The 18,260-nt window shown below is 71.1% G+C and carries 15 protein-coding genes; 7 read left to right on the plus strand and 8 right to left on the minus strand.

Going from position 1 to position 18,260, the window contains the following annotated elements; translation table 11 throughout:
• Window positions 1-31 precede the first annotated feature (31 nt).
• Entirely contained in the window at window positions 32-607 is a 576-nt protein-coding gene (locus tag IOD14_RS15725; protein WP_212670553.1) for a sigma-70 family RNA polymerase sigma factor, read from the plus strand.
• A 23-nt stretch (window positions 608-630) separates the two neighbouring features.
• A complete protein-coding gene (locus tag IOD14_RS15730; RefSeq protein WP_212673279.1) occupies window positions 631-1,128 on the plus strand; it encodes a hypothetical protein in 498 nt (165 codons plus the stop codon).
• 14 nt (window positions 1,129-1,142) lie between these two features.
• Here IOD14_RS15730 and IOD14_RS15735 read toward each other — a convergent pair whose 3' ends face one another.
• Window positions 1,143-2,366 (minus strand): cytochrome P450, encoded by a 1,224-nt coding sequence (locus IOD14_RS15735; RefSeq protein ID WP_212670554.1) that lies wholly within the window; start codon window positions 2,364-2,366, stop codon window positions 1,143-1,145.
• A gap of 57 nt (window positions 2,367-2,423) precedes the next feature.
• The gene (locus tag IOD14_RS15740) at window positions 2,424-3,206 is read right to left on the minus strand and encodes an N-formylglutamate amidohydrolase (RefSeq protein ID WP_212670555.1); all 783 of its coding nucleotides are present in this window, start codon (window positions 3,204-3,206) and stop codon (window positions 2,424-2,426) included.
• A gap of 82 nt (window positions 3,207-3,288) precedes the next feature.
• On the opposite strand from IOD14_RS15740, the gene IOD14_RS15745 reads away from it, so the two are divergent.
• On the plus strand, window positions 3,289-3,447 hold the full coding sequence (locus tag IOD14_RS15745) for a hypothetical protein (RefSeq protein ID WP_160160208.1): 159 nt from the start codon (window positions 3,289-3,291) through the stop codon (window positions 3,445-3,447).
• Between the two features lie 454 nt (window positions 3,448-3,901).
• Here IOD14_RS15745 and IOD14_RS15750 read toward each other — a convergent pair whose 3' ends face one another.
• Window positions 3,902-6,121 carry an NADP-dependent isocitrate dehydrogenase gene (locus IOD14_RS15750; RefSeq protein ID WP_212670556.1) on the minus strand — a complete coding sequence of 740 codons (2,220 nt, stop codon included), beginning with the start codon at window positions 6,119-6,121 and terminating at the stop codon, window positions 3,902-3,904.
• A gap of 206 nt (window positions 6,122-6,327) precedes the next feature.
• Here IOD14_RS15750 and IOD14_RS15755 point away from each other — a divergent pair, with 206 nt between their 5' ends.
• Window positions 6,328-7,863, plus strand: a complete 1,536-nt coding sequence (locus IOD14_RS15755) for a M1 family metallopeptidase (protein ID WP_212670557.1) — start codon at window positions 6,328-6,330, stop codon at window positions 7,861-7,863.
• A gap of 419 nt (window positions 7,864-8,282) precedes the next feature.
• On the opposite strand, the gene IOD14_RS15760 is transcribed toward IOD14_RS15755, so the two are convergent.
• Window positions 8,283-9,368 (minus strand): mechanosensitive ion channel family protein, encoded by a 1,086-nt coding sequence (locus tag IOD14_RS15760; RefSeq protein ID WP_212673280.1) that lies wholly within the window; start codon window positions 9,366-9,368, stop codon window positions 8,283-8,285.
• A 354-nt stretch (window positions 9,369-9,722) separates the two neighbouring features.
• Window positions 9,723-10,697 carry a lysylphosphatidylglycerol synthase transmembrane domain-containing protein gene (locus IOD14_RS15765; RefSeq protein WP_212670558.1) on the minus strand — a complete coding sequence of 325 codons (975 nt, stop codon included), beginning with the start codon at window positions 10,695-10,697 and terminating at the stop codon, window positions 9,723-9,725.
• 150 nt (window positions 10,698-10,847) lie between these two features.
• On the opposite strand from IOD14_RS15765, the gene IOD14_RS15770 reads away from it, so the two are divergent.
• Window positions 10,848-12,734 (plus strand): ABC transporter ATP-binding protein, encoded by a 1,887-nt coding sequence (locus IOD14_RS15770; RefSeq protein WP_212673281.1) that lies wholly within the window; start codon window positions 10,848-10,850, stop codon window positions 12,732-12,734.
• A gap of 495 nt (window positions 12,735-13,229) precedes the next feature.
• Here the strand turns inward: IOD14_RS15770 and IOD14_RS15775 are convergent, their stop codons facing one another.
• The 3 genes from IOD14_RS15775 to IOD14_RS15785 form a co-directional block, all read right to left on the minus strand.
• Complete coding sequence (locus tag IOD14_RS15775; RefSeq protein ID WP_212670559.1) at window positions 13,230-13,802, minus strand: hypothetical protein; 573 nt, start codon at window positions 13,800-13,802, stop codon at window positions 13,230-13,232.
• Window positions 13,803-13,882: 80 nt separating this feature from the next.
• Window positions 13,883-14,572 carry a hypothetical protein gene (locus IOD14_RS15780; RefSeq protein ID WP_249125924.1) on the minus strand — a complete coding sequence of 230 codons (690 nt, stop codon included), beginning with the start codon at window positions 14,570-14,572 and terminating at the stop codon, window positions 13,883-13,885.
• 24 nt (window positions 14,573-14,596) lie between these two features.
• The gene (locus IOD14_RS15785; RefSeq protein ID WP_212673283.1) at window positions 14,597-15,334 is read right to left on the minus strand and encodes a DUF2071 domain-containing protein; all 738 of its coding nucleotides are present in this window, start codon (window positions 15,332-15,334) and stop codon (window positions 14,597-14,599) included.
• 269 nt (window positions 15,335-15,603) lie between these two features.
• Here IOD14_RS15785 and IOD14_RS15790 point away from each other — a divergent pair, with 269 nt between their 5' ends.
• Both IOD14_RS15790 and IOD14_RS15795 read left to right on the plus strand, forming a co-directional pair.
• Window positions 15,604-17,658, plus strand: coding sequence for an alpha-L-fucosidase (locus IOD14_RS15790; RefSeq protein ID WP_212670560.1), 2,055 nt, complete (start codon window positions 15,604-15,606; stop codon window positions 17,656-17,658).
• A 124-nt stretch (window positions 17,659-17,782) separates the two neighbouring features.
• Complete coding sequence (locus IOD14_RS15795; protein ID WP_123993845.1) at window positions 17,783-18,184, plus strand: DUF6153 family protein; 402 nt, start codon at window positions 17,783-17,785, stop codon at window positions 18,182-18,184.
• The last annotated feature ends 76 nt before the right edge of the window (window positions 18,185-18,260 follow it).

The following is an 18,260-nucleotide window of genomic DNA, read 5'->3' on the forward strand; positions in this document are numbered from 1 at the left end:
CGATGACTTGCCGTACACGAGGGGTGGGACCGTGGACCGAGCAGATGTCGGTGCGCTGGTCCAGTCCGCCGTCGACGGCGACGCGGCGGCCTGGAAGGCGCTCGTGGAAGGACTGAGCCCACTGGTGTGGGCGGTTGTGCGCGCGCACCGGCTCTCCGACGCCGACGCGCACGAGGTGTACCAGACCGTGTGGTTCCGCTTCGCCCAGCACCTCGGGCGGATCCGCGAACCCGACAAGGCCAAGTCCTGGCTGGCGAGCACCGCGCGCCACGAGTGCCTGAAGGTGCTCAAGAGTTTAAGGCGGCTGACCGTCACGGACGATCCGCAGCTCTTGGACCGGATCAGCGAGGACCGTACGCCCGAGCAGTCGTTCATCGACTCCGAGGAGGCCGCCGCCCAGAGCGAGCGGGTGCGGTACCTGTGGCAGGAGTTCGAGGAACTCGGTGAGCGCTGCCGTCAGTTGCTGCGCATCCTGATGGCCTCGCCGAAGCCGGGCTACCAGGAGGTGTCCGCCGCCCTCGGCATCGCGGTGGGCAGCATCGGACCACTGCGCCAGCGCTGCCTCAGGCGGCTGCGGGCACGGCTGGAAGCCCGGGGGGCGATGTGAGCGACATGAACGAGATGCACGACATGAACGACGACGCCGACGATGACGGTGTCTTCGAGTTCGACGAAGCGGCCCTGCCGGACGAGGAGTTCGCCCTGGACATGCTGGAGGAGGAACTCCGGCAGGCCACGGCCATCCTGGACCCCGTGCCGCCCGGCCTGCGGCAGATCGCCGTCGAGGCGTTCGCACTGCACGATCTGGACAGCCGGATCGCCGAACTGTCCTTCGACTCGGTGGTGGACGCCATCCCGGTGCGGGGAGCGACGGGGGCGCCGCGGATGCTGACCTTCCACGCCGGCGAGGTGACGGTCGACGTCGAACTCACCCCGCAGGGCCTCATGGGGCAGGTGCTGCCGCCCCAGTCGGCCCGGGTCGAGGTGCTCAGCGGACCGCAGGCGGGCTCGCCGCTCACGACCGACGACATGGGGCGCTTCAGCTACGAGGCGTCCCCGGCCGGTCCCTTCGCGCTACGGCTGCGCACGGGCGAGGCGGTGATCGTCACCGACTGGCTCACCGTCTGATCCCGCTGCCCCGCTCACCAGGTGACGGGCAGGGTCTGCGGTCCGCGGATCATCGTCTTCCGGCGCCAGACGACCTCGTCGGCCGCAACCGCGAGCCGCAACCCCGGCAGCCGGTCGAGCAACGTGTCGACCAGGAGCTCGGTCTGGAGCCGGGCGAGCACCGCGCCCGTGCAGTAGTGCGGGCCGTTGCCGAAGGCCAGGTGCGGGTTGGGCTCCCGGTCCGGGTCGATGCGGTCCGGGTCCGGGAAGACCTCAGGGTCGCGGTTGGCGGCCAGGTAGGAGACGTACACCGCGTCGCCCGCGCGGATCCCGCATCCGTGCAGGTCGACGTCCTCCAGGGCGATACGGGCCAGGCCCACCGAGGTGCGGTGCGGAATGTGCCGCAGCAGCTCGTCGAGCACGGTGCCACGGGCCTCCGGCTGATGACGCATGCGGTCCATCAGCTCGGGCCGGGTCAGCAACAGGTACAGCATCTGGCCGCAGTTGTGGGTGACGGCCTCGCCGCCGATCTGGAGCGGACCCGCTAGCCCCACCGCCTCCGTCTCGCTGATCTCACCCCGGCGCACGGCGGCCCCGAGCAGCGAGTACACGTCGTCACCGCTGCTGAGGGCACGGGCCCGGACGGTCTCTGTGATCCAGCCGTACAGCCCGTTCTTGGCCTTCTCCGCGGCCTCGGCGCCGCCGGAGGTGGAGATGATCCGCCGGGTCCAGGCGTGCACCTGCTCGCGGTCGGCGGCGGGTACGCCCATGACCTCGCTGACGACGGAGATCGGGAAGGGTTCGAGGACGCGCTCGACGAGATCCGCGGGCGGCCCGTCCTGTACGAGACCGTCGACCAGGCCGTCCAGCATCTCCTGCGCCCTGGGCCGCAGCCGCTTCGTCGCCGCCACGGTGAACGCCCCGGCGACCACCTTGCGCAGCCGGTTGTGGTCGGGCTGGTCGGCGAAGGCGAGCGAACCGGGACGCGGCTTGAAGTGCGGAGCCAGCCGAGTCACCTGACGATGGGTCACCTCTTCGCGGCTGAACCGCGGATCATTGGTGATCGCCCTGACATCCGCGTAACGGGTGGCCAGCCACGCCCAGCCCTCGCCGTGCGGCAGCCGGATCCGGCTCAGCGGCCCCTCGCGCATCAGCTCGGCGAGCACCGGGTCGAACTCGGTCCCGGCCAGGTCGAGCGGCGGCCACTCCCGCACCGGGGGCGGGGCCTGCTCTGCCAGCGTGGTGGTCTCCTCGGTCATGCCACCCACCCTCACCGCCGCCCGGCCGCGTGTCGCGCGGGAGTGCTCCAGGCGGAGTCAGCCGAGCGCGTCCACGAGAGCGGCGAGCGCCTGCGCGAGCGCGTGGAGCCCCGGCCCGGCGGGCCCGCCCGGTTCGCTCATGTACGTGTCCCGCCGGATCTCCACCATCAGGGCGCTCACCCGCGGCTCCCGGCCGTAGAACTCCAACGGCACGTACGTCCCACTGAACGGGCTGTCCAGACCGACCTCCCCGACCGCCCCGAACGCCTTCCGCGCCGCGTCGAGCAGCTCGGGCGGTGTGTGGAAGGAGTCGGTCCCGAGACAGACCGGCGGCCGCGGGCCTTCGCCGTGCAGCTCGTAGGGCAGCGGTGCGCTGGGGTACGAGTGCACGTCGATGACGACGGCCCGCCCGGCAGCGGCCAGCCGCTCGGCCACGGCGTCGGTCATCGCCCGGGCGTACGGCCGGAAGCAGCGGGCGAGGAGCGGCTCGGGGTCGGTGTCCGCGGGCCGCAGCTCCTCCCGCCGCGTGGTCCTCGTGTACACGGCCCCCATGCCCACGGCGAGCATCTCCTCCCGCTCGTCCGGGAACCGCTCGGGGTCGACGACCAGGCGCGAGAGCCGGTTCACGAACAGCCACGGAGCCCGTCGGGCCAGCCGGGCCGCCTCCTCGGCGAGCTCCGCGGTGTGCGCGTCCACGATGTCGTCGAGCTCCCGCTCCAGCGCGGCATCGTCCAGCACGATGCCCGCCCGCACGTCGTCCGGTATCTCCCGGGAGGAGTGCGGCACATGGAGGATCACGGGTGATCCCCCGGCACCGGGCACGAGGTCGAACGAAGGCATACGGCTGCTCCCGGGGCGTTGTCAGTGGCCTGGTGCACCATCTCAGCATGAACATCGGAAACCGGCGGGCGAGCGCGACCGCGTGGCCGACCGGGGCGAGGCCCTGCGGCGCCTGTACGAGCGCATCGACACGGACCGCCCCGCCGATCCGGCCGCGCTGTACGCCCTGACGCAGGCGCCACGGCCTACGGCTTCCCGGACGCGGACACCGAAGGAACTGATCGCCACACGGGACTGGTGAGCCCCCGCACCGCCCCCGGGTGGGAAGGTCTCCAAGGGCCCACACCGTCGCAGCCGTGGGTCTGCGGCCGGGAAAGGATGGCGTGTCCCTCGGCCGGGGCCGGCCCACGCGGCTGGGCCCCGGCGGTCTCCAGAACCCAAACCGACGCGCCGCGCAGCCCGCGACCGGACTCCGCGCCGGACGCGATCGCCCCGCAGGTCGGGCCGCGGTGTGCGTGGCCCCCGGAGGGCAGCCCAGGCGCAAGGGTGGGCGTCTCGCGGCCAGGGGCCCGCCTGTTCGGCCTCGGCGGTCTCCAGCGGTGCACCCGGCCCGCGGCTCCGCCGGGCTCCGTGCCGGACGCGATTGCTCGAACCCGATTCGCCGGACGTGTTCCAGGGGTGTGCCCCCCGGACACGCCTCCGCCCCGGCCGGGCTGCAGGAGCCGGACGGGGCGGAGGTACGGGGAGGGTGCGGGTCAGCTCAGGGACGCCAGGGTCTCGTTCCACGTCGTCGACGGGCGCATGACCTTCGCGGCCTTGGCCGGGTCGGGCTGGTAGTAGCCGCCGATGTCGGCCGGCTTGCCCTGGACGGCGTTCAGCTCCTCGACGATCTTCTGCTCGTTCGCGGCGAGCGACTCGGCGAGCGGGGCGAAGGCCTTCGCCAGGTCCGCGTCGTCGGTCTGCGCGGCCAGCTCCTGGGCCCAGTACAGGGACAGGTAGAAGTGGCTGCCGCGGTTGTCGATGCCGCCGACGCGACGGGTCGGGGACTTGTCCTCGTTGAGGAAGGTCGCCGTGGCGCGGTCGAGGGTGTCGGCGAGGACCTTGGCCTTGGAGTTGTTCGTGGCCGTCGCGTACTGCTCCAGGGACGGCACCAGCGCGAAGAACTCACCGAGGGAGTCCCAGCGCAGGTAGTTCTCCTTGACCAGCTGCTGGACGTGCTTCGGCGCGGAACCGCCGGCGCCCGTCTCGAACAGGCCGCCGCCCGCCATCAGCGGGACCACCGACAGCATCTTGGCGCTGGTGCCCAGCTCCAGGATCGGGAAGAGGTCGGTGAGGTAGTCACGCAGGACGTTGCCCGTCACCGAGATCGTGTCCTCGCCGCGGCGGATCCGCTCCACCGACAGCTTGGTCGCCTCGACCGGGTTGAGGATCCGGATGTCCAGGCCCTCGGTGTCGTGCTCCGCCAGGTAGGCGTTGACCTTGGCGATCAGGTTGGCGTCGTGCGCGCGGGTCTCGTCGAGCCAGAACACGGCCGGGTTGCCGGTGGCGCGGGCGCGGGTGACGGCCAGCTTGACCCAGTCGCGGATCGGCGCGTCCTTGGTCTGGCAGGCGCGGAAGATGTCACCGGCGGACACCGCCTGCTCGATCACCACGTTGCCGGCCTGGTCGACGAGGCGGACCGTACCGGTGGTGGCGATCTCGAAGGTCTTGTCGTGGGAGCCGTACTCCTCCGCCTTCTGCGCCATGAGGCCGACGTTCGGCACCGAGCCCATGGTCGAGGGGTCGTAGGCGCCGTTGGCACGGCAGTCCTCGATCACGGCCTGGTAGACACCGGCGTAGGAGGAGTCGGGCAGCACCGCGAGGGTGTCCGCCTCCTGGCCGTCCGGGCCCCACATGTGACCGGAGGTGCGGATCATCGCCGGCATCGAGGCGTCGACGATCACGTCGGACGGCACGTGCAGGTTGGTGATGCCCTTGTCGGAGTCGACCATCGCGAGGGCCGGGCCCTCGGCGAGCTCAGCGTCGAAGGAGGCCTTGATCTCGGCGCCCTCGGGCAGGGACTCCAGGCCCTTGTAGATGCCGCCCAGACCGTCGTTCGGGGTCAGACCGGCCGCGGCGAGCGTCTGGCCGTACCGCGCGAAGGTCTGCGGGAAGAACGCGCGCACCACGTGACCGAAGATGATCGGGTCCGAGACCTTCATCATCGTGGCCTTGAGGTGCACGGAGAACAGGACGTCCTCGGCCTTGGCGCGGGCGATCTGCGCGGTGAGGAACTCCCGCAGCGGGGCCACGTGCAGCACCGACGCGTCGACGACCTCGCCCTCGAGGACCGGTACCGACTCGCGCAGCACGGTGGTGGAGCCGTCGTCACCGACCAGCTCGATCCGCAGCGCGCCGGCCTCGGAGATCACGACCGACTTCTCGGTGGAGCGGAAGTCGTCCACGCCCATGGTCGCCACGTTGGTCTTCGAGTCCGAGGACCAGGCGCCCATGCGGTGCGGGTGGGTCTTGGCGTAGTTCTTGACCGAGGCGGGGGCGCGGCGGTCGGAGTTGCCCTCACGCAGGACCGGGTTCACGGCGGAGCCCTTGACCTTGTCGTAGCGGGCCTGGATGTCCCGCTCCTCGTCGGTCTTGGGGTCGTCCGGGTAGTCCGGCAGCGCGTAGCCCTGGGCCTGCAGCTCGGCCACGGCGGCCTTGAGCTGCGGGATGGACGCCGAGATGTTCGGCAGCTTGATGATGTTGGCCTCGGGCGTCTTGGCCAGTTCGCCCAGCTCGTGCAGGGCGTCCGGGATCCGCTGGTCCTCGGTCAGGTACTCCGGGAACACGGCGATGATGCGCCCGGCCAGCGAGATGTCCCGCGTCTCCACGGAGACACCCGCCTGCGAGGCGTACGCCTGGACCACCGGCAGGAAGGAATACGTCGCCAGGGCCGGGGCCTCGTCAGTGTGCGTATAGATGATGGTCGAGTCAGTCACCGGGTGCTCCGCTCCACGTCTGCAACATTGCTCGACATCAAGATATCTCGTGATCGAGCCGGTCTCGACAGCGGTCCTCGCCTACTTCCGAAGATCCTGCACATCCCCCGAGGCAACCGAAGCGTCTGATCTTGTGGTCATGCACGTTGATCGCAGTCATCCGACGGCCGGGCCCGACCACCCGGCCGCCCGAGGGAAAGCAGACCATGAGATATCGCACCAGAGTGACGGCCCCGGCAGCTCTGCTCGGCACCGTGGCGGCCCTGTCCGTGGCCTCCCCGGCGCACGCCGACCCGGAGACCGCCGTCCCTGGCCCGGAGACCCTCGGGGACCCCGTCTTCCCGGGCCTCGGCAACGACGGCTACCGCGTCTCGGCCTACCACCTCGACTTCGCCTACGACGCCACGACCCGGCTCGTCGACGCGACGGCGACGCTGACGGTCACCACCACGCAGGAGCTGAGCCGCTTCTCCCTGGACTCCCTGGGCCTGGCCACGCGCAGCGTCACCGTCGCGGGCGCCACGGCCGCCTTCGAGCAGGTCGGCGAGAAGCTGCGGATCACGCCCGCCGGTCCGCTGTCCGCGCAGCAGACCGTGACCGTGGTCGTGGCCTACTCGGCCGACCCGCGCGCCGCCCTCGCCCACACCGCCTGGGTGCCGACGCCGGACGGCTTCGCGATCTGCCCCCAGCCCAACACGGCGCACACCGTGTTCCCGTGCAACGACCACCCCTCGGACAAGGCGGACTTCACCTTCCGCATCACCGTCCCGGCCGGGCTCAAGGGGGTGGCGAGCGGTCACCTGGTGAGCACGGAGGACCTCGGTGACGGCCGGACCGCGTACTGCTACCGGTCCCGTGAACCGATCGCCACGGAGATCGTGCAGATCACGATCGGCGACTACGTGATCAAGGACCGGCAGGGCCCGCACGGACTCCCGCTCCGGGACGTCGTCCCGACCGCGCGGGCCATCGCCCTGGAGCCCGCCCTCGCCCTCACGCCGAACCTGGTGAGCTGGATCGAGCAGCGGCTCGGTGCCTTCCCGTTCGAGACGTACGGCCTGCTGCCGTGCAACAACGACGCCTCGAACGCCTTCGACTTCACGGGCCTGGAGACCCAGACCCTCACCCTGTACAAGCCGAACTTCCTGCTGCAGGCGGAGAAGAGCATCGGCTCGCACATGATGCACGAGCTGGTCCACTCCTACTTCGGCAACAGCGTGAGTCCGGCGACCTGGTCCGACCTGTGGCTCAACGAGGGCCACGCCGACTTCTACGGGCTGCTGTACCGCTACGAGCGCGGCTGGGCCGACTCCCTCGGCCTCACCACCATGGAAGCCCGGATGAAGGACACGTACGCGCGCGGCGACCAGTGGCGCAAGTCCTCGGGTCCGGTGGCCGCCCCGAACGAGGCCAACCTCTTCGACAGCCAGCGCTACCTCGGTGGCGTCCTCGTGCTGTACGCGCTGCGCCGGCAGGTCGGCGAGACGGTCTTCGCCGCGATCGAGTCCACGTTCCTGGCACGCTTCCGCAACGGCTCGGCGTCGACGCAGGACTACATCGCCGTCGCATCGGAGGTCTCCGGGACCGACCAGTCCGGCTTCCTGGGGGCCTGGCTCTACGGCACCAAGACCCCGAGGATGCCCGGCCACCCGGACTGGACGGTGACCCCGGCGAGCTCCGCCCTGCGTCAGCCGCAGAACCGGACGGACGGCCACTGGCACGACAACTCGGCGACCCTGTAACCGACCACGGCAGCACCGACCCGCCCGAACGAGGCACGCCGCTACTCCTCCACGCGCCCACGCACCGGCCCCACGCCGACCGACCGGCCCGTGTCCCGGCGCGGGGTCCGGCCCGGGTTGGGTGGGGCCGGGGGTCGGGGTCGCCTCGTGTCGCCGGATGCTGATGTGTGGTGGCCGTCCGGCGTGAGCCGACCGCACGGGCCCCCGTCCCTGCCGTGGGCCCGGCCCGGGCCTGGGCAGGGGATCGGGGCGCCGTGTGTCACGGTGTGCCTACGCGCCGGACGCTCGCCGCCCGACGGACGTTCGCGCCCTGCACGCGGTCGCGGGGTCGGCCCGGTAGTGCGGGGCGCCCGATCGGTGCCCCCGTGCGACCCCGGACCGGGTGTTGGTCGCGCCGCGCCCGGTCCGAGACGCGTGGTCTAGTCGAAGCGGGCGGCGGGCAGTTCGCCCGGCTCGATCACGGTGTCCGCGCCGCGCTGGTGCGGGATCGACAGTGAGCCCTGCTGGATGGCGACGGTCCGCGTCGGCGCCGGGATCCGGATGCCCTCCTGGCGGTAGCGCCTGTGCAGCTGCTTGATGAACTCGTGCTTGATGCGGAACTGGTCGCTGAACTCCCCGACGCCCAGGATCACCGTGAAGCCGATCCGGGAGTCCCCGAAGGTGTGGAAGCGGACCAGCGGTTCGTGCTCGGGGAGCGCGCCCTCGACCTCGGTCATGACCTCGGTGACGACCTCGCAGGTGACCCGCTCGACGTGGTCGAGATCGCTGTCGTAGGCCACCCCGACCTGCACCAGGATCGTCAACTGCTGCTCGGGACGCATGAAGTTGGTCATGTTCGTCTTGGCGAGCTCGCCGTTGGGCACGACGATCAGGTTGTTGGAGAGGGCGCGGACCGTCGTCTGACGCCAGTTGATGTCCTCGACATAGCCCTCCTCGCCGCTGGCCAGCCGGATGTAGTCGCCGGGCTGGACCGTCTTGGAGGCGAGGATGTGGATGCCGGCGAAGAGGTTGGCGAGTGTGTCCTGGAGGGCCAGCGCGACCGCGAGACCGCCGACGCCCAGTGCGGTGAGCAGGGGCGCTATGGAGATCCCGAGGGTCTGCAGGACCACCAGGAAGCCGATCGCCAGGACCAGCACCCTCGTGATGTTGACGAAGATCGTGGCCGACCCGGCGACCCCGGAGCGGGACGTCGTGACCGTCCGCACGAGCCCCGCGACCAGCCGGGCCGCCGCCACGGTGACGACGAAGATCAGCAGCACGGTCAGGACCTGGTTGACCGTGTGCTGGACGGCCTTGGTCAGCGGCAGCGCCGCCGCCGCCACGGCGATGCCGCCCGCGACCGCCGCCGAGGGCACCACGGTGCGCAGCGCGGCCACCAGGACGTCGTCGCCGCCCCACTTGGTGCGGTCCGCGTGCTTGCCCAGCCACTTGAGCAGCATGCGCAGCAGGAAAGCCGCCACCAGGCCCGCGACCACGGCGATGCCGGCGCCGACCATGTCGTCCATGGTGAGATCCCGTTGAAATGCCGTCACATTGCCACCTGTTCGAGAATTGCGGGATGTGCGATCGCGTCGCCCGTGTGAAGGTTCCGTGGCCGACGCGACCGCTCATCCTGCCGTATCCGGCACAGGAGTTCGTACCTCGCAGGGCATCGGATCGTCGGGTTTCGGACGATCCCCTCGGCGAGTTCGCCCTGTTCCCGGCCGGAGTTCGAGTGCGGCAGGCAGAACAGCACCGTCACACAGGCCCCCCACACCACAGCCGTCCGTCCGATCCGCTCGCTTCACCGACCCGGGCTCCACGGACCCGGCTGAAAACGGCTCCCTGTGGTACGGGTCCGTGGTGTCTCGTGCCGTCGGTCAGATCACCTTCAGGCGCACCAGCGCGCCCAGCGTCAGCGCCCCCGGTACCAGCGGCACCCAGACCGTGATGATCCGGTAGGCGAGCACCACGGCCGTGGCCACGGCCGCCGGGCCGCCGGCCGCCACCAGCGCCACCACCAGGGCCGCCTCCACCGAGCCGACCCCGCCCGGCGTGGGGACCAGGGCCACCGCGCAGGTCGCGGCCAGATACGCGAGGGCCATGTGCACGGGCGGCACCGACAGCCCGAGCGCCTGCCCGACCGCGGCCAGGCCCGCCGCCTGGAGCGCGGGGAAGGCGAGGGAGCCGCCCCACAGGGCGAGCGCCCGGGACGGCCGGGCGTGCACCGAGCGGGCCTCGCACAGCGCGGTCCGCAGGAAGGAGCCCACCGCCGTGCGCACCCGGCGGACACCGACGAGGACGCCCACGGCCACCAACAGCACCGCGCCCAGGCCCAGCAGCAGGGGCCCGACCGCCGTGTCGGGCAGCAGGGTGCCGAGCCGCAGCGCGTCCGGGAACGCGACGAGGAGCGCGGTCAGCAGGGTGAGCCGGCCGATCGTCTCCGCCAGCAGATACAGGGCGAGCGCGGCCGAGGAGCGGGCCAGGGGAACCCCGCACACGGTCATGAACCGCAGATTGACCGCGCTCGCGCCGAGGCCCGTCGGCAGCAGATGGTTGGCGGCACCGGCCGCGAACTGCGTGGCCAGCAGCCGCCTCCGGGGCAGCCGCTCCACCACGGCACCCTGCCGGGTGAAGGAGGCGGCCACCCACGTCAGACAGGTGGCACCGACCGCGGCCAGCAGCCACGGCCACTCGGCGTGCCGGAGGTGTCCGAAGCCTTCGGCGAGCACGGAACGGTGCTGCACCGCCACGACGGTGACCAGCAGAAGCGGGACCAGACACAGGATCTGGCGGATACGGCGGACGGGGAGGCGCTGGGGAGGGCGTCCCTGGGGGAGTTCTACCGCTGTCACACCGGGAGAGGTTTTCCCCGCCGCGCCAACGGCGGGTTGCGGAAGCGGGACCAGGGTCTTACGTGCGGTCATCGAGTCCTTCGGTCGGGCGGTCGAGATTCGGGCGTTGACCTCAATAACGCTTGAGGTCCTAAGTTCTCTCCCATGAGCATGGAGACCACAGCCTGGACACAGCTGCACAGTGTCATGAACGCCGAGCAGGAGCGCCGCCCGTTCGCGCGGGCGACGCTGCGCCGCATCGGCGCGTTCGCCCGCCCGCACCGTACCCGAATCGCCCGTTTCGTCGTGCTCGGGGTGGCCACCGCGCTCCTCGCCGTGGCCACGCCCGTCCTGGCCGGCAACGTCGTGGACGCGATCGTGTCGGGCGACGACGAGGGCAAGGTCGTGCACCTGGCCCTGCTCATCGCCCTCATCGCGGTCGCCGAGGCGGCACTGGGCATCCTCGCGAGGCGCCTGTCGGCCTCGCTCGGGGAGGGGCTCATCCTCGATCTGCGCACGGCTGTGTTCGATCATGTGCAGCGCATGCCGGTCGCGTTCTTCACACGCACTCGTACGGGAGCGCTCGTCTCCCGACTCAACAACGACGTCATCGGCGCCCAGCGCGCCTTCAGCAACACCCTGTCCGGCGTGGTCAGCAACCTGGTCACGCTGGTGCTGACCCTTGTGGTGATGCTCACCCTGTCCTGGCAGATCACCCTGCTCGCGCTGGCGCTGCTCCCGGTGTTCGTGATCCCGGCCCGCCGCATGGGCAGCCGGATGGCCCGGATGCAGCGCGAGGCCGCCACCCTGAACGCGGCCATGGGCACCCGCATGACCGAGCGCTTCTCCGCCCCCGGCGCCACCCTGGTCAAGCTCTTCGGCCGGCCCGAGCAGGAGTCCGTGGAGTTCGCGGCCCGGGCCCGTCGCGTGGCCGACATCGGCGTACGGACCGCCACCGCCCAGTCGGTGTTCATCACCGCCCTGACCCTGGTCTCCTCCCTGGCCCTCGCCCTGGTCTACGGCCTCGGCGGCTGGTTCGCCCTGCGCGGCAGCCTGGAACCCGGCGCCGTGGTCTCCCTCGCGCTGCTCCTGACCCGGATGTACGCCCCGCTCACCGCCCTGGCCGGGGCCCGTGTCGAGGTGATGAGCGCGCTGGTCAGCTTCGAGCGGGTCTTCGAGGTACTGGACCTGAAGCCGCTGATCGAGGACAAACCGGATGCCCGCGAGGTCCCCGAGGGGCCGGTCGCCGTCGAGTTCGCGGACGTCCGCTTCGGCTACCCCTCCGCCGACAAGGTCTCCCTGGCCTCACTGGAGGAGGTCGCCTCCCTGGACAGCCGCGGCGGCGCCGAGGTCCTGCACGGCGTCTCCTTCCGCGCCGAACCCGGCCGGACCGTCGCCCTCGTCGGCTCCTCCGGCGCCGGCAAGTCGACCGTCGCCCAACTGCTGCCGCGGCTCTACGACGTCGACGAGGGCGCCGTCCGCATCGGTGGCGTCGACGTCCGCGACCTGAGCGCCGACTCCCTGCGGGCGACCCTCGGCATGGTCACCCAGGACGGCCACCTCTTCCACGACACCGTGCGGGCGAACCTGCTGCTGGCCCGCCCGGAGGCGAGCGAGGCCGAGCTGTGGGACGCCCTGCGCCGCTCCCGCCTCGACGCTCTCGTGCGGTCCCTGCCCGACGGCCTCGACACCGTGGTGGGCGAGCGCGGCTACCGGCTCTCCGGCGGTGAACGCCAGCGCATGACCATCGCCCGGCTGCTCCTCGCCCGCCAGCGGGTCGTCATCCTCGACGAGGCCACCGCCCACCTGGACAACACCTCGGAGGCCGCCGTCCAGGAGGCGCTCACCGAGGCGCTGGAGGGCAGGACCGCGATCGTGATCGCCCACCGGCTGTCCACGATCCGCTCGGCCGACCAGATCCTGGTGGTCGAGGACGGAAGGATCGTGGAACGAGGCACCCACGAGGAACTGCTCGCCGTCGACGGCCGCTACGCCGAGCTGTACCGCACCCAGTTCGCCTCGCCCGACGACGAGGTGACGCAGACCGCCGTGGCGTAGACCGTCGTGGCGTGGACAATCGGCCGCCGACCCCGCACCCGCAGCCGGACACCTGGCTCCTGAGCCGCGGCCGTCACTGCCGAGGCCACAGCTCGGGCCCGTCGCGCCGGACGGGCGGCAGGGCGGGTCAGCCGTCCTTGCCCATGGCCTTGCGTACGGCATCCCGCGCGCGGTCGACCAGCGCGGTGACCGGACCCAGGGACCGTGGTCGGGATCGACGGGCTCGACATCGAGCTCACGCCAGTTGCGCAGCTGGCGGTCCGGAGGGATGCCTTGGTGTTCCAGTGGGTTGAAGCCCATGGAGGTCTCCTGGGCCGATGGCCGGAACCGAGCCGCGCGAGTACCCGTGCCCCTGCGGTGCAACCGGTGGACCAAGGCCGCGACGGGGGGAACCGGCCGGACGGACGAGGGCTGTCTGCTGCGCCCGGACCAGTGCCCTGCGCCTCCTGTCGCACTCCGTCCGCTCCCCGTCCGCACCGGCGGCGGCCGGCCGCGTCAGCTCGAGGAGTTCGTACCCGCCGTGGGCGTCGGTGACGGTTCCTGCTCAGGCCCGGGAAACAGCAGTTCCGTGGCGGCCCTGGCGTGCAGGGAGTCCAGCGTGTTGATCTGGTGCTCCGCCCTGCGCAGCAGCTCCTCCAGACGGTCGGCGTCCAGACGTGAGTCCTGTGCCGACGCGGCGAGCAGCCCGCGCCACAGCGAGGCCTTGCCCTGTGCTCCCAGCCGCAGCGCCTCGATCTCGATCAGCAGGGCCAGTCCGGAGCGGCGCAGCACACGGCCGTTGGGCTTCATCCGCGCGGCCTTCTCACCCAGCCACGCCCCGTACCACTTGTAGCGCCGGACGGGGATGTCGAGGTCGGCGAGGAGACGCACCAGGGCCAGCCGGTCCTGGGAGATCTCCTTGCGCAGGCCCTCCAGGGCCTCGCCGTACGCCGAACCGCGGTGCTCCTCAGCCGTGCGACGGGCGAGTTCGACGCCCGCCGTCGCGCCGGCCAGGTGGTCGTTGAGGTAGATCACCAGCCGTTTCTGCCGCGTCGGACCGTCGAGCGGGGCCCGTGCCGTCGTGTTCATGATTCCCCTCCGGCTCCCGGAGTCCTGTGATGGCACTTCGAGTGCCCCCGCCGGGCCGGTCCACCCGGTGGGGGCGACGTTCACGCCGTGGCGGACCTGGTGGAAGACGAGTCCTCACTCGCGCTCTCCACCGCGACCGTCGTCGTGACTTTGGTCAGGGCGGGTCTCCTCGGCGCGGATCCGAAACCGAAGCGCACGGGCGGGACGACGGGGGCCATCGCTCCCAGGTCGACGCCCTCGAACAGCGCCGACACCGCGCGGATCGGCCGCAGGTCACGGGCTCCGTACCACTCACGGCGGCCCGCTCGCGCGCTGCCACGGGTGCGCACGCCCGGCAGCAGCACACGGGCGGGAAGGGACAGGAGCGCGCACCAGACCGGCTGCCTGGCGAGCCCGCCGGGCACCGCGCGCAGCAGCAGTCCGAGCAGTTCTCGGCGGCCCGTCGCGAAACGCAGGTCGAGCGGTCCTGCCGAGACCGTCCAGGTCTCGCCGTAGACGCGCACCTCGACCGGGACGACCCGCACGGTGTCGAAGACGTAGGTGCCGCTGACGAAGTCCGCCGTCTGCCGGGTGGGGGCGAGCAGCAGCCGTTCTCCGTCCGGCCGCTCCAGCATCACATCGCTGAACGGCCCGAACGGCGACCGCGGCCAGTGCCCCAGCACGATGCGGGTGCCGGAGGCCGTGCCCGTGCCGGCGATCCAGCCGTCGAAGCGCAGCCGCTCGGCACGCAGCCGCCCACCGCGGCGGCGCTCGCGCGGCGTCCCGTTCACGACGGCCCGCTCACGACGGCCCGCTCACGTGGGAAGAGGCCGGGAAGGCCCCAGCCGGACGTGCTCGACCCCCGGCGAGTAGTGGACGACGGGTGCGCCGAGCGGGGCCGGCAGGCCCGCCGCGGCGGTCAGCGTCTCCTCCAGCACCTCGACGGCCGCGCCGGCCAACGGCCAGGGTTCGTGTTCCACCGGTGTCTCCCAGATGCGCCCCAGCCGACGGGTGTACGCACGCCAGCGAGAGGTCAGCCACACGTCCCGCTCGGTCGGCTGGACGGGATCACCGGGACGGACGTTCAGGCGGTACGCGACGCGCCGGGTGCGTCGCAGCCCTCGCGAGCCCGCGTAGGACACGGTGCCGCCGTCGGTGCTGACGCGCAGGGTACCCAGCGTGTACGGCGCCCCGACGGCACGGGCCGCCAGCATCAGTGGGCAGGCCACCTCGATGGACAGGAACCAGATCCCGTCCCGGCCGTCCCCGCGCCGCACATAGGTCCGCAGGTTGGACACCGCGAACGTCGGGAGCCCGGGGGCCGACGCGGGGACGACCGGGGGACGCACGTCCGCCATCACGAAGGGCGTGAAACCCACCCACGTCGCCCCGTCGTACTCGTCCACGACCAGTTCCCGGGGCAGCAGGGCCTGCACCGCCTCCGGCCGGAACGGCCAGTGCACGAACGTCTGCCTGAGCCAGCGCGCCCGCACGGCGGGCACCCGCACGCGCTGCTCCGCTCCGTACGCCACCACGACCGCCGGGTCCCCCATCCGAGCACGGCGGAAACGCACAGGCGACGGGGCGACCTTCTCGCGGGGCGTGACCACCGTAATAGATCCCATCTATAGCAGGATCCCTGCTGAGTGATGGGCGATCTTCCGGAGTGGCCGAGTTGCCCAAAATGCCATTTCTCTTGGTCTGTTGAGCCAAAGTCGTCCCGGCTGTAGACGCGGCCTTCGTGGGTCCCCTATAAATCCATCCGATGTCTTGTCGAGGATGACGCCCTGTCCTCCCTCTCCCCGACACATGGAGCCGCGCCATGCCCTCTGACTCCCTCAGCAGACGCTCACTGATGAAGGCCGCCGCACTCGCCGGAGGGGTGGCGGTCCTCGGACTGCCACAGGCTCTGTGGCCCTCCACGGCCGAGGCGTACACCGTCCCCTCGAAGATGGACTGGTGGTACCAGGCACGGTTCGGGATGTTCATCCACTTCGGCTCCTACTCGTACCTCGGCCAGGGCGAGTGGGCCTTCGACAGCCAGCAGTGGAGCAAGGCGAACTACCAGACCCAGGTCACCAGGAACTTCGACCCGGCCCGGTTCGACGCCGCCGCCATCGCCGAACTGGCCAGGAACGCCGGCATGAAGTACCTCGTGATCACCGCCAAGCACCACGAGGGCTTCGCGATGTGGGACTCCGGCGTGGCGAGCTTCACCGACACCACCGGCACCAAGCTGTACAACCTGCACGACTACAACGGCGTGCAGACCGACCCGCTGATGGACCTCAAGAGGGCCTGCGAGAGCCGTGGGATCAAGTTCTGCCTGTACTACTCGATCCTCGACTGGAACCACCCCTCCCAGACGGACCGTCACCAGAGCGGTCTGACCACGATGTCCTCGCAGGCCGCCCGCGCCGCCTACATCGCCGACATGAAGGCGCAGCTCCAGGAACTGCTGGACCGCTACGACCCGGCGCTGCTGTGGTTCGACGGGGACTGGTTCGGCGAGCCCGCAGGGCCCACGCTGGAGGACTGGTGGCTGGAATCGGACGGCGTCGACCTCTACAACTGGCTGATCGCCCGCAAGCCCGGCCTCATCGTCAACGAACGGGTCAAGCGGGACCTCGGACTCGGCGACTACGCGGTCGCGGAGTTCGGGATACCCGCCGCGCCGATGGGCAGGCCGTGGGAGCGCTGCAGCACCATGAACGGCGCCTGGGGCTACAACGCGGGGAGCGAGAACTCCTACCGGTCCGTCAAGGACATCGTCCAGGAACTCGTCACGGTGGTCGCCCGGGACGGCAACCTCCTGCTGAACATCGGACCCAAGGGCGACGGCTCGGTCACCGCCGGCACGCAGACGGTGCTCAACGGCCTCGCCTCGTGGATGTCGGTCCACAGCGACGGCGTTCACGGCACCAGCGGCAGCCCGTTCGCCGCCGAACCCGCGTGGGGGAAGGTCACCAGGAAGAACGGCAAGCTCTTCGCCCACGTCTTCACCTGGCCCACGAACGGCCGGCTGCGGATACCCGCCATCGACAACACCATCAGTCGCGTCTACGTGCTGAACAACCCTTCCGTCTCGCTCCCGTTCACGGTCACCGACCAGATCGAGGTCACCGTGCCGGCCACCGCGCCGGACGCCAACGTCTCCGTGGTGTGCGTCGAGGTCCAGGGCATGCCCGCGAGCGTCTCCGCGACGGTGTGCGCGAACGTCGACTACGCGGGCGCCCGCGCCGTCCTGCCGCTGGGCAGTTACACCTCCTCCCAGCTGACCGCCGCCGGCCTGGGACCCGCCCTGGCCTCCTCCGTCCTGGTGCCCGACGGCTACCAGGTGACGGGCTACTCCGGCGACAACTTCACCGGCACCGCCTGGACGTTCACCTCGAACACCCCCGATCTTCGGGCGACCGGCAACAACGACGTCATCGCCTCGCTGAAGGTGACGTTCAGGCCCGACAGGTACTTCCGCCTGGCCAACGTCACGAACCACCTCGTGCTGGACAGCGGCGGCAACGTCGCGAGCGGCTCGCCCCTGAAGCAGTGGGAGTCCGTCGACCACACCAATCTCCAGTGGCAGGCGATCGAACTGGGCAACGGCTACTACAGACTCGTCAACCGCACCAACGGCATGGTCGCCGACGGCTGGGGCGCCACCGCCGACGGCGACCCGGCCCGGCAGAAGGCCTGGGACGGCGGCGACACCCAGCAATGGCAGATCGTCCACCGCGGCCAGGGTCAGTACTCCGTCGCCAACCGCCGCACGCAACTGGTTCTCGACGGCGGAGGGATGGTCGCGGAGGGAGCCGTGACCAAGCAGTGGGCATGGCAGCAGAGCACCAACCTGCTGTGGACGTTCACCCCACTCGCCTGACCGGCGCCGAAGTGCACGCGGCCCGCCGCGTCGCGCGGTCACCCCACGCCGTCCGCCGACGGCGGTTACCCCCTGCGGGTATATTGGCAGCCAACCCCGCAGTCGATGCTCAAAGGCAAGCGTGATGACAGCACCGGGAGCCCCGGTCCCGCCGACCCGTGCCTCGCACGGCGTCGGCCGCTGGACACGTGTTGCCGTCATCGCTCTCCTCGCGGCTCTCGCGGTACTGGTGCACCACGAGTCGTCCGCCGTGCCGATCGGCCATGCCGCACCCGTGACGGCCATGGCCGTGCCGATGGCGGTCAGTGCCGATGGCACGGCGTGCGACGGCATGGCGTGCGGTGGCACGGCGATGCAGCACTGCTCGACCGCGAGCCTTGAGATCGTCAAGCTCGCCCCACCGGCGCAATCGCCCGTACCGCAGGGTCATGCCGCGCACGACGTCCTCACCTGCCGGGCGAAGGCCGCCGGGACGACGGGCCGAGCGCCCCCGGACCTGTCCGTCCTCTCCCAGCTGCGCATCTAGGCCGTGCCCCACGGCTTCCTCGTGCCGTCGTGATGCCGAGGAGCCGTCCCGGCACGCCACCTTGCTCATGCGCACC

This window comes from Streptomyces sp. A2-16 (assembly GCF_018128905.1).
In the GTDB taxonomy this organism is placed as follows: domain Bacteria; phylum Actinomycetota; class Actinomycetes; order Streptomycetales; family Streptomycetaceae; genus Streptomyces.